The sequence below is a fragment of the Anaerococcus kampingae genome (assembly GCF_046365475.1).
GTDB classification, from domain to species: domain Bacteria; phylum Bacillota; class Clostridia; order Tissierellales; family Peptoniphilaceae; genus Anaerococcus; species Anaerococcus kampingae.
The window spans coordinates 1-11,561 of the sequence record NZ_JBGMEF010000052.1; the positions used below are offsets into that span (position 1 = coordinate 1).

Annotated in this window: 11 protein-coding genes and 1 rRNA gene; all 12 read left to right on the top strand. The window is 36.5% G+C overall.

All coding sequences use genetic code 11. The annotated features are described in order from the left end of the window. Positions 1–219: 219 nt before the first annotated feature. Positions 220–1,209, top strand: a complete 990-nt coding sequence (locus ACCQ42_RS09980; RefSeq protein WP_410036044.1) for a Gfo/Idh/MocA family protein — start codon at positions 220–222, stop codon at positions 1,207–1,209. Between the two features lie 197 nt (positions 1,210–1,406). After that, on the top strand, positions 1,407–2,411 hold the full coding sequence (locus ACCQ42_RS09985) for a PTS sugar transporter subunit IIB (RefSeq protein ID WP_410036045.1): 1,005 nt from the start codon (positions 1,407–1,409) through the stop codon (positions 2,409–2,411). Between the two features lie 8 nt (positions 2,412–2,419). After that, positions 2,420–3,238 (top strand): PTS mannose/fructose/sorbose transporter subunit IIC, encoded by an 819-nt coding sequence (locus tag ACCQ42_RS09990; RefSeq protein ID WP_410036046.1) that lies wholly within the window; start codon positions 2,420–2,422, stop codon positions 3,236–3,238. Between the two features lie 9 nt (positions 3,239–3,247). Next, a complete protein-coding gene (locus ACCQ42_RS09995) occupies positions 3,248–4,186 on the top strand; it encodes a PTS system mannose/fructose/sorbose family transporter subunit IID (RefSeq protein ID WP_106461053.1) in 939 nt (312 codons plus the stop codon). 1 nt (position 4,187) lies between these two features. After that, a complete protein-coding gene (locus ACCQ42_RS10000) occupies positions 4,188–4,544 on the top strand; it encodes a DUF956 family protein (protein WP_410036047.1) in 357 nt (118 codons plus the stop codon). Positions 4,545–4,697: 153 nt separating this feature from the next. Beyond that, the gene (locus tag ACCQ42_RS10005; RefSeq protein WP_265214237.1) at positions 4,698–5,087 is read left to right on the top strand and encodes a PH domain-containing protein; all 390 of its coding nucleotides are present in this window, start codon (positions 4,698–4,700) and stop codon (positions 5,085–5,087) included. Between the two features lie 215 nt (positions 5,088–5,302). Then, on the top strand, positions 5,303–7,363 hold the full coding sequence (gene fusA / locus ACCQ42_RS10010; protein WP_410036048.1) for an elongation factor G: 2,061 nt from the start codon (positions 5,303–5,305) through the stop codon (positions 7,361–7,363). 11 nt (positions 7,364–7,374) lie between these two features. Continuing rightward, positions 7,375–9,366 carry an alpha-amylase family glycosyl hydrolase gene (locus ACCQ42_RS10015; protein WP_410036050.1) on the top strand — a complete coding sequence of 664 codons (1,992 nt, stop codon included), beginning with the start codon at positions 7,375–7,377 and terminating at the stop codon, positions 9,364–9,366. After that, positions 9,366–9,890 (top strand): GDSL-type esterase/lipase family protein, encoded by a 525-nt coding sequence (locus ACCQ42_RS10020; protein ID WP_106461048.1) that lies wholly within the window; start codon positions 9,366–9,368, stop codon positions 9,888–9,890. Before ACCQ42_RS10015 ends, ACCQ42_RS10020 begins: the two co-directional genes overlap by 1 nt. Continuing rightward, on the top strand, positions 9,871–10,740 hold the full coding sequence (locus tag ACCQ42_RS10025; RefSeq protein ID WP_410036051.1) for a mechanosensitive ion channel family protein: 870 nt from the start codon (positions 9,871–9,873) through the stop codon (positions 10,738–10,740). Before ACCQ42_RS10020 ends, ACCQ42_RS10025 begins: the two co-directional genes overlap by 20 nt. After that, positions 10,727–10,954, top strand: a complete 228-nt coding sequence (locus tag ACCQ42_RS10030) for a DUF951 domain-containing protein (protein ID WP_410036052.1) — start codon at positions 10,727–10,729, stop codon at positions 10,952–10,954. Before ACCQ42_RS10025 ends, ACCQ42_RS10030 begins: the two co-directional genes overlap by 14 nt. A 480-nt stretch (positions 10,955–11,434) precedes the next feature. Next, a 16S ribosomal RNA gene (locus ACCQ42_RS10035) occupies positions 11,435–11,561 on the top strand; the annotation flags it as partial.

Here is an 11,561-nt window from a genome sequence, read left to right on the forward strand (position 1 = left end):
TGCGGAAGGTCCCTTGGGCCTCCCCTTGAGACGGAGATTCAATAGTAAATAATAATCATTTAATAAAAGATAAAATAACGAAGAATTAAACCTCATAATAATATTGTCTTGGATAATAAAGTAGGGGTTTTAGGGGCAAGCCCCTAAAATAATTTTATATTGTATAAAAGTCTAGCTTTTTTGGGTATTAATATAACGATACTTAATGAAAGGATTTTTATGAAATTAGGAATTATTGGGGCTGGGAAAATTGTCAAGGAACAGCTCACTTTTTTAAATGATATAGATGGTATTGATCTTCTTGCTATTGCGGCTACTAGCCGTAGTGAGGAAAAACTCAAAGATTTATGCCGAAGATATGAAATTCATAAATATTACACTGATTATGAGAAGCTTCTAGCTGATGATGAGGTTGAGGTTGTATATGTGGCTCTTCCTAATAATCTCCACTATGAGGTTATGGATAAGGCCCTTGATTATGGCAAGGATATTATTTGCGAGAAGCCTTTTACTGCTGATATCAACCAGGCCCTAAAGATTTTTAGGAAGGCTGAAAAGAAAAATCTAATCGTCCTTGAAGCTATGAGTAACCGTTTTAATCCAAATGCTCTTGCTGTTAAGGAGAGGATTAATAATTTGGGTAAGCTTAAGATTGTTTCTTTTAATTATTCCCAATATTCATCTAGGTATGATGCCTTTAAGAAGGGGGAAATCGCTCCTGCCTTTAGTCTTGGCCATGCCGGTGGGGCCCTTATGGATCTCAATGTTTATAATATTGATTATGTGATTAATCTTTTTGGCGTGCCAGAGGATGTGAAATATTTTCCAAATATTGAAAATTCTATCGATACTTCTGGAGTTATGGTGATGGATTATGGAGATTTTAAGGCTGTTTGTATAGGGGCTAAGGATTCTTCTGCAGAATTTTTAAATACTATCCAGGGAGAGTTGGGTACTATTACTATAAAGGATGCCTTAAATTCTTTTGACACAGCTGTTATTTCTATTAAGGGTCAGGATGATGAGCTTTTAGAACTTGATGGGACTAAGTCTAGACTTTACTATGAATGGATTGACTTTGATAAAATTATAAAAGACAGGAATTACAAAAAGGCAAATGACCTTGCTGATTTGACTTTGGCCACTGTCCAGGCTATAAATCAAGCTAGGATTGAAGCGGGCATATTTTTCCCATCTGATGAGAATTAGTTGTTAAAAATTTGTTTAATTTAAATGAATTATGTTATAATTAACATGAGGTTTATTGGACAGATTTAAGATATTATGTGTATTTTAAAAGGTTCTAGAGGTTTTAAGTTTTGGAATCGGTGATTTAGGATTAAATCAGTTTTTATAACTGTTTAATAAATCAAAATATTTGTATTTTATACAAGAAAGGAGTTATTATGGTAGGAATTATCCTAGCAAGCCACGGGGCCTTTGCTGAGGGTATTAAGGAATCTGCTCAAATGATTTTTGGAAATCAAGATAAGTTTGAAGCGGTTGTTCTTAAGCCTTCTATGGGGCCAGATGACTTTAGGGCAAATCTAGAAGCTGCTATCGAAAAACTCGATTGCGATGAAGTTTTGTTCCTATGCGACCTTTGGGGAGGTACCCCATTTAACCAATCTTCTGCTGTTCTTGATGGACACGAAGATAAGTGGGCTATTGTCGCAGGTCTTAACCTTCCAATGGTTATAGAGGCTCTTAGCGAGAGATTTACTGAAGAATCTGCTCATAAGATTGCAACTACAATCATTACATCTGCTAAGGAGGGCGTTAAGGCTAAGCCTGATAGCCTAAATCCTGTTGAAAAGGCAGCTGAGGCTGAAGCTAAGACAGATAGCGAAGTTGAAAAGAAGATGGTAGGTGGAACTATTCCTGAGGGTACTGTTCTTGGTACAGGAGAAATCGATATACCTGTTGCAAGAATTGATACTAGGCTTTTACATGGTCAAGTTGCAAGTAACTGGACTAAGGCTATAAGGCCTGACAGGATTATTGTTGTATCTGACAATGTTGCTCACGATGCTCTTCGTAAGCAAATGATTATGGAGGCTGCTCCTCCAGGAGTTCACGCTCACGTTGTCCCTATCAAGAAGATGAAAGAGATTCAAGATGACCCAAGATTTGGGGCTACTCGTGCCTTGCTTCTATTTGAAAAACCTCAAGAGGTTTTAGAATTCTTGGAAATGGGTGGTAAGCTTGATACTGTAAACATCGGATCTATGGCTCACTCTAAGGGCAAAGTCGTTGTTACAAATGTACTTGCCATGGACAAGGACGATGTTGAAACTCTTGAGAAGATTAAGTCAATGGGTGTTAAGTACGATGTAAGAAAAGTACCAGCTGACAGCCCAGAAAATTACGAATCTATTATCAAAAAAGCTAAAAGCGAATTAAATATGTAGGAGAAATTATGAGTATTTTTAATATTATTTTAATCGGCCTAGTAGCTTTCCTAGCTGGTTGTGAAGGTATTTTGGACCAATTCCAATTCCACCAACCACTTGTTGCTTGTACCCTTATAGGTCTTGTAACAGGCCATCTTAGAGAAGGTATTATACTTGGCGGTTCACTTCAAATGATTGCCTTAGGTTGGGCAAATATCGGTGCTGCAGTAGCTCCAGATGCGGCTTTGGCATCAGTTGCTTCAGCTATTATCATGGTTTTAGCCCTAGAAGGTGGAACAGCTGATCCAACTACAGCTATTAACACATCTATAACCCTTGCTATTCCTCTATCAGTAGCAGGTTTATTCCTTACAATGCTTGCCAGAACCCTAGCTATTCCATTAGTTCACGGTATGGATGCAGCAGCAGAAAATGCTGACTTTGGTAAGATTGAAGCCCTTTCATGGGTAGCAGTAGCTATGCAAGGTCTTCGTATCCTTGTCCCAGCTCTAGCACTATGCTTTATCCCACCAGCAGTTGTAACAGAACAACTTAACAGAATGCCAGAATGGCTAACAGGTGGTATGGCAGTAGGCGGCGGCATGGTAGCAGCTGTAGGTTATGCTATGGTTATCAACATGATGAGTACAAAAGAAACCTGGCCATTCTTTGCCCTAGGTTTTGTACTTGCTGCAATTCCAAACCTAACCCTAATTGCCCTAGGTGTTATAGGTTGCGTACTAGCTGTAGTATACATGACCCTAAAACAACTAGCTACATCTAATAGCGGAAGTGGTAATGCCGGAAGCGGTGACCCACTTGGCGATATAATCAATGATTATTAAGGAGAAGCTATGACTGATAAAACAATAAATAACGAGAAAAAAATAAGTCTTTCAAGGTCTGCTCGTGTTAAAGTTTGGTGGAGACACCAATTCCTACAAGGATCTTGGAACTATGAAAGAATGCAAAATGGTGGTTGGGCTTTCTCTATAATTCCTGCCATCAAAGAACTTTACAAAGATAAAAAAGACCAAGCTGATGCCCTTAAGCGTCACCTAGAATTTTATAATACCCACCCATACGTATCAAGCCCAGTAATGGGTGTAACCCTAGCTATGGAAGAAGAAAGAGCTAATGGTACACCAATCGAAGATGCGGCAATAAACGGTGTTAAGGTAGGTATGATGGGACCTCTTGCAGGTGTAGGAGATCCAGTATTCTGGTTTACCTTTAGACCAATCATAGGTGCCCTTGGTGCATCTCTTGCCCTAACAGGTTCTCCTTTAGGTCCACTTTTATTCTTTATTCTTTGGAATGCCCTAAGAATGATATTTGAATGGCAAACCCAAGAGCTAGGCTATAAGGCTGGTAATGAAATAACAAAAGACCTTTCAGGCGGTGTCCTTGGTAGGATTACAACCATGGCATCAATTTTAGGTATGTTTATAGTAGGTGCCCTAGTACAAAGATGGGTATCAATCAAATTTGCCCTAGATGTATCAGCTGTTCAACAACAACCAGGTTCATACATTGACTGGGCAGCCCTACCAGCAGGAGCTGAAGGAATCCAAGCGGCCCTTAAACAATTTTCAGCAATAGGACCAACAGCCCTAGATCCAGTAAAAGTCACAACTTTACAACAAAACTTGGACTCACTAATACCTGGTCTAGTACCACTTCTACTAACCCTAGGTATTTGTAAATTATTAAAGAAAAATGTTTCTCCAATTACAATAATCTTAGCCCTATTTGTAATCGGTGTAATAGCTAAATTCTTTAGAATAATGTAAGATGATTCAAAGCCAAAATTCAAAAGTCGATCTTAAGATAAAGGCTAATCTATTGGGAGGTCTCCTCAGCAGGGGGGACCTCCTTATAGGTAATAAGGCTATAGAATATTATAACGAAAGAGATGTAAGAGATTATATACAAATTCCCTATAAGGAAATAAAATTAGTAACGGCATCGGTAATACTTGATAAGAAAATATCCAGATTTGCCATTCACACCAAGGCAAACGGCGATTTTATCTTCAACACCAAAGACAACAAAAAAGTCTTAAGGGCTATAAATAAGTATCTGCCGGATGATAAATTAAGAAAATCCCTTACAGTCATGGATTATTTAAAGAAAATATTTAAAAGATAGGTCCTAATCGGGCTTAGACTGATGACAAAGTAGATGAAAAGCACAAACTCATCTACTTTTTCTATGCAATAGATAATAAGTATTTATATACAATACAAGTAAGCAAGATAAAAACGGGTATATATATCTAAAAGATATATTTAAGGAGATATTATGGCAACAATTAGCACAGGTCTTTGGGGAGACTCTAACACTTTTAACTTAAAAGAGATTGACTCATCTAAGGTAAGAAGTGAGCTTTTAGATTTTTTTGTTGATGGAGAGGAAATCATATCGGCCTTTGAGACAATTAGAGATCAGGTTGTTTTTTCTAATAAGAGGATTCTTGTCGTCAATGTTCAAGGAATTACCGGCAAAAAAAGAGCTTATATTTCTTATCCTTATTCAAAGATCCAATATTTTGGTGTTGAAACTGCAGGTGTTTTGGATATTGATAGTGAGCTTTTCCTTGCCTTTAATGATGGCAGGTCTCTTTCGTTTGACTTTAAAACTAGCGTTGATATAGTCAGTATCTCAAAGGTTATAAGCTCATATGTACTTTAAGAACTAGTGAGTACAAATTGTGTACCCATTAAGAATTTATTTTAAAATAAATTCTAAAATCCCTTTTGTAGCTCTAAGGCTGTGGGGCTTTTTTTATCAATAAAGTGAAAACATTTTCTCAAAGGGGTAGAAATTTATTAGAAGTTATTATATAATTATAGTATAAAAATAAAAATGGACATAAAATTAACAACAAGTCCAAGAAGGAGCAATATATGAAAAACTATAATACATCTAAGATCAGGAATCTTGCCTTGGTAGGGCATTCGGGAGCCGGTAAAACTTCACTTACTGAATCCCTTTTATTTAAAACTGGTGTTATCGATAAAAAGGGAAAAGTAGAATCTGGAAATACAGTTTCAGACTACGAAAAACAAGAGAAAAAGAGAAATATTTCCCTACAAACATCAATTATTCCGATAGAATACAACGATTATAAATTAAATTTCATAGATTCTCCAGGATTTTTTGACTTTGAGGGTGAAGTATTGCAGGCTCTAAGGGCAGCAGAATCAGCTCTCTTTGTAATAGATGGTGAAAAGGGCATAGAAGTTGGTACAGAAAAATATTGGAAATATACTCAAAAAATTAATTTACCTTCCATTATTTTTGTAAACAAACTTGATAAGGAAAACGCTAATTTTAATAAGGTTGTAAGTGATCTTCATATAGAATTTGGTAAAAACATCATTCCTCTAACCCTAATGCTTGGCGAAGGTGAAGAATATGAGGGCATCATAGATGTCATGGATAAAAAAGCCTACACCTATCACAATGATGAAAAGGCTGAAGCAGAAATTCCAGAAATAAGAATGGCAGAAGTTGAAGAAGTTTACAACCAAGTCATAGAAGCTGTAGCTGAAAGTGATGATGCCTTAATGGAAAAATTCTTTGAAGGCGAAGAATTCTCAGAAGCAGAAATTAGAGAAGGTCTATCAAAGGCAATCCTAAATGGTAAGGTAGTTCCACTTATAGCAGGTTCTACAGAAAAAATGATAGGTCTAACAAGCCTACTTGACTGCATAATCAAATACATGCCAGCAATCGATGATGAATCGGCTAATATTGGTTTTAGGGTAGCAGATGGCTATGAGGCTTTTGAAGCAAAAGAAGATGCACCATTTTCTGCAGTAGTATTTAAGACCCTTGCAGACCCATTCTTAGGAAAGATTTCAATCTTTAAGGTTCTATCAGGTTCAATTTCAAAAGATGACAAGCTTTATAATGCAAGCAAAGATAGAGATGAAAAGATAGCTTCACTCTTCTACCTAAGAGGAAATGAACAAATTAAAACAGATAAGGTCGTAGCTGGAGATATAGGAGCCTTTGCTAAACTAGAAGCAACTTCTACTGGCGATACACTTTGTTCTAAAGAAAACAAAATCCTTTATAAACAAGTTAAATATCCAAAACCAGTCCTATTTTACGCGATAAAGGCTGTAAGCCGTGCTGATGAGGATAAGATTTCTGAAGCTCTTCAAAAACTAGCTGAAGAAGATCCAAGCTTTAACAACGAGATGAATAGAGAAACAAGTCAACAAGTCCTATCAGGTCTTGGCAATGTTCAGCTTGAAGTAATAATGGATAAGCTAAAAGATAATTACTCTGTAAATACAGAAATAGTAGAATATAGAATCCCTTATAGAGAAACAATTAAGGGCAAATCAGATGTTCAAGGTAAACACAAAAAACAATCCGGTGGTGCAGGTCAATATGGTGATGTATTTATCAGGTTTGAACCAACAGAAGAAGACTTTGTCTTTGATGAAGAAGTATTCGGTGGAGCAGTTCCTAAAAACTACTTCCCAGCTGTAGAAAAAGGTCTAGAGGAATCTCTACTAGAAGGCCCATTAGCAGGCTTTAAGGTAACAGGCGTAAAGGCAACCCTTTATGACGGTTCTTATCACCCAGTAGATTCTAACGAACAAGCCTTCAAAACTGCAGCAAGAATAGCCTTCAAAAAAGGTATAGAAGAAGCAGACCCAATCCTATTAGAACCTGTAATGGCTCTTGAAATCAATGTTCCAGACGCTAACATGGGTGATGTAATGGGAGATATGAATAAGAGACGTGGTAGAATCTTAGGCATGGAACCACAAGAAGATGGTAGCCAGATAATCAAAGCAGAAGCACCACTTTCAGAAGTTCTAACCTACGCAATAGACCTAAGAAGCCAAACATCAGCAAGAGGAAGCTTCTCAATGGACTTTGTAAGATATGAAGAGGTTCCAAAAGAAATAACCCAAAAAGTAATAGAAAATTACAAGAAAGACTAAGAGGAAATACTATGGCAAGATGGGAAATACTCGATATTGACCCTTATTTGAGTGATTATGAAAATGATATTAATCTAAGGATGGATCGATTACAAGAGCAAAAAAATAGGTTCTTAGCAGATGGCAAATCACTTAAAGATTTTGCCAATGCCCACAATTATTACGGCTTCCACAAGGTAAAAGGAGGCTGGATATATAGAGAATGGGCTCCAAATGCTGACGGTCTTTATCTAATAGGAGATTTTAATGGGTGGGATAAGCACTCCCATCCTCTCCACAAAATAAATGACGAAGATTGGGAAATCTTTGTCGAAGGAATCAGGACAATCCCACACAAATCAAGGATAAAAGTCCTAGTAGATGCAAATGGTAGATTATCAGAAAGAATACCACTTTATGCAAGAAGGGTCGAAAGAAATGAAGACTTTGACTATGCTATGGTTCTAGAAAATCCAAGGAAAGAATTTGAGTGGACAGACCAAGATTTTGAAATAAAAAAGGACAATCCACTAATTTATGAAGCCCACATAGGAATGGCAGGTGAAGAAGGCAAGGTATCATCCTACAAAGAATTTGAAAAATATATCTTGCCAAGAATACAAAAGGCGGGCTATGACACAGTTCAACTTATGGCTATAGCCGAACATCCATATTATGGGTCATTTGGCTATCAAGTATCAAATTTCTTTGCACCATCTTCCTGGTATGGGGAAAACAACGACCTAAAGAGCCTAATAAACACAGCCCACCAAATGGGTCTTAATGTGATAATGGACCTAGTTCATTCTCACTCAGTCAAAAACACAGCTGAAGGTATCAATGAATTTGACGGAACCGACTATCAATTCTTCCATGCAGGCGGAGAAGGTAACCATCCAGACTGGGATTCCAAGCTTTTTGATTATCACAAGGCAGGAGTAAATCACTTCCTCCTATCAAATGTCAAATATTGGCTAGAAGAATATCACTTCGATGGTTTTAGATTTGACGGAGTCACCTCCATGATCTATAGAGATCACGGCAGGGGAGAAGCTTTTGATAATTATGGCAAATATTTCTCAATAAATACAGACATAGATGCCTTAAATTACCTACAAATGGCCAATGAATTAATCAGAGAAATTAAACCAAAGGCCATAACCATAGCAGAAGATATGTCAGGTATGCCAGGTATGTGTTTGCCAGTAAGCCAGGGCGGTATAGGATTTGATTATAGGCTAGCGATGGGAATGCCAGATTTCTGGGAAAAAGCCCTAGAGAAAAATGACTACGATTGGAACCTATCCAACATGTGGTACGAACTAACAACCCACAGACCAAATGAAAAAAGAATAGGCTATGTAGAAAGTCACGACCAAGCCCTAGTAGGTTCAAAAACCACCATATTCAGGCTAGCAGATAAGGAAATGTACGATTCCATGTCCAAAGACAGCCATAATCTAATCATAGACAGGGCCATAGCCCTCCACAAGATGATAAGATGGATAACCATATCAATGGGAACAGATGGTTACCTAAACTTCATGGGCAATGAATTTGGTCATCCAGAATGGATAGACTTCCCAAGAGAAGGCAACGGCTTCTCCTATCATTACGCACGTCGTATGTGGTCTCTAGCCGATGCAGATTATCTAAAATACCAATATCTAAACGAATTTGATAGGGCCATGATAGAATTTGTTAAGGAATACCATCAATTAGGCAAAACAACCTATAGGCTATGGCTGGATAACGATAGAAAAATTATAGCCTTCAGAAATGGAGACCTAGTCTACCTATTTAATTTCCACCCAACAGATTCCTACGAATCCTTCCACCTACCAATCCATGATATAGGAGAATTCAAAGTTCTAATGGACTCAGACGAATTTAGATTTGGTGGTTTTGGCAGAATAAGTCACGATTACACATACACAACAGAAAAACTTCCGGGCACTGACTATGATGGCATAAAAATCTATATACCATCAAGAACAGCCCTAGTCTTAAAAAAGGTCAAATAATGAAAATAACAGCATTAGGAGATTCTTTTACCCTAGGCTACTTAGTAGAAGAAAAATCATACACCCGCTTTTTACAAAAGGCGGGTTTTGAAATTAAAAACCTTGGAGTAAATGGGTCGACAACAGAAGAGATGTTAAATAGATACAAGAGATATCAAAAATTAAAAGAAAAAGAAGATCTACTAATAATATTTGGTGGGACCAATGACTTTATGAATGGTAAAAGCCTCGAGTTTGTAGAAGAGAATCTAAAAAGTATACTAAATATATCTCAGGCAAGAAAAACGATGCTAATAAGCCCTCCTTATATAGAAGAAGAAAAAATCTTCAGCTTCTATGAAGGAGTCAATAGGAAATTAAAGGCCTTAGAAGAAAAAGTTCATGGGGCAGATTACTATATAAGAGCGAGCCAAATTGATGGACATTACTTAGATGGAATCCACCTAGCAAGCGACTTTCATCAAAATCTAGCCAGAGAAATAGAAAAAATTCTAGGAGAAGAAATTGACAGAAACAGCAAATGAGCAAATAGCAGATACTCTAGAAAAAACACCCATCATATCAGAATTAGTCAAAAATCAGTTGGTCCTAAAATTAACATCAACACTGATAATGATATTAATAGGGCTAGTTTTTCTGAAAATAGCAAGAAAGCTAATAGACAAACTAATAGAAAGTGAAAGGTCAGGGAAAATTGCCAACAAGTCGAAAACAAAAACTGCAGGCAACCTCCTCTATTCAATAATAAAAACAATAGTTGTTTTTGTAGTACTTATAGGAATATTAGATGGTCTAGGAATAAATACCTCAGCACTCATAGCTACAGCAGGAGTTGGAGGTCTAGCCATAGCCTTCGCATCACAATCTATAATCAGCGACTTTATAAAAGGAGCCTTTATAATAATAGATGATAAGATAAGAGTAGGAGAATGGATACAGACAGCAAGTGCAGAAGGAGAAGTAGAAGAGCTAAACCTAAGAACAACAAAAATAAGAGACTTCAACGGGTCAATCCACATAATCCCAAACTCCCAAATAGAAAAAGTTCAAAACTTTAACAGAGGGCCGGCTAAATCAGATGTAAGCTTCAGACTATCCTATGACACGGACCTAAAAGAAGCAAAAGAAATAATAGAAAAAGTATCAAAAGAACTAAAAAATAGCGAATATAAAAAAGACTTTATAGAGGACTTTAGCTTTTTTGAAATAAACAGTTTTGATGAATTCTCTTATAAAGTAAGAATGCTAGCGGAAGTCAAAGCAGGAAGCCAATGGGCTATAGCAAGAAAAGCAAGAGAGCTAATAAAGTTAGAGATGGAAAAAAGAGGGATAAAAGCAAGCTTAGTGGGGTACGAAACAAATGAAAAAATATAAAGTAGATGACGTAATAACCCTAAAAAAGGGCCATCCATGTGGAGAAAACCTCTGGCAAATCGAAAGAGTAGGAGCAGACATCAAGCTAAGATGTACAGGCTGTGATAAAATAATATGGATGAAAAGATTAGAATTTGATAAAAGAATCAGAAAAATAAAAGATAAAAATGGAAAAATGGTATCAATAGTAAACTATGAACCAGAAGAAGATTAATTAAGTAAGCCCTCCTTAAGGAGGGTTTTTCATTATAGAAAAAAGATAGAGGATAAAAAATCATATATATAAGGAAGCAAAAATAAATAAATAAAAAAACACAAAAAAAATTTGACAAGGAGAAAAATAGATGTTATAGTATTAAATGTCGGTGCGACAGGAACTAATCGCCAAGATGAAAAAATCATAAAAAAATGAAAAAAAGTCTTGACAAGATAAAAAACCTGTGGTACTATATAATAGTCAGCACGATAAATGCTGAGACATGAACCAGAAATGCTAAGGCATTTCATACAAATTAAATATCAATGGTTTTTGTAGCTATTTAAAATAGCAAACAAAAACTCTAAAGAATAACAACTATAACCTAGTTAAATTTCTTTACAGTAAATGATTCTTGATATACAAGAATAAATCACGCATTTGATTAAGTCAGATGTAAATGAATAAGAGTCTTGATCTAAGACTTTCATACAATTTTTTTATGAGAGTTTGATCCTGGCTCAGGATTAACGCTGGCGGCGTGCATAACACATGCAAGTCGAACGATGAAACTTAATTGATCTCTTCGGAGTGATTTTAAGTGGATTAGTGGCGGACGGGTGAG

What these genes read in the sequence shown, in the direction of transcription:
- ACCQ42_RS09980 (WP_410036044.1), top strand. Translation starts at nt 220, where the DNA reads ATGAAATTAGGAATTATTGGGGCTGGGAAAATTGTCAAGGAACAGCTC.
- ACCQ42_RS09985 (WP_410036045.1), top strand. Translation starts at nt 1,407, where the DNA reads ATGGTAGGAATTATCCTAGCAAGCCACGGGGCCTTTGCTGAGGGTATT.
- ACCQ42_RS09990 (WP_410036046.1), top strand. Translation starts at nt 2,420, where the DNA reads ATGAGTATTTTTAATATTATTTTAATCGGCCTAGTAGCTTTCCTAGCT.
- ACCQ42_RS09995 (WP_106461053.1), top strand. Translation starts at nt 3,248, where the DNA reads ATGACTGATAAAACAATAAATAACGAGAAAAAAATAAGTCTTTCAAGG.
- ACCQ42_RS10000 (WP_410036047.1), top strand. Translation starts at nt 4,188, where the DNA reads ATGATTCAAAGCCAAAATTCAAAAGTCGATCTTAAGATAAAGGCTAAT.
- ACCQ42_RS10005 (WP_265214237.1), top strand. Translation starts at nt 4,698, where the DNA reads ATGGCAACAATTAGCACAGGTCTTTGGGGAGACTCTAACACTTTTAAC.
- fusA (WP_410036048.1), top strand. Translation starts at nt 5,303, where the DNA reads ATGAAAAACTATAATACATCTAAGATCAGGAATCTTGCCTTGGTAGGG.
- ACCQ42_RS10015 (WP_410036050.1), top strand. Translation starts at nt 7,375, where the DNA reads ATGGCAAGATGGGAAATACTCGATATTGACCCTTATTTGAGTGATTAT.
- ACCQ42_RS10020 (WP_106461048.1), top strand. Translation starts at nt 9,366, where the DNA reads ATGAAAATAACAGCATTAGGAGATTCTTTTACCCTAGGCTACTTAGTA.
- ACCQ42_RS10030 (WP_410036052.1), top strand. Translation starts at nt 10,727, where the DNA reads ATGAAAAAATATAAAGTAGATGACGTAATAACCCTAAAAAAGGGCCAT.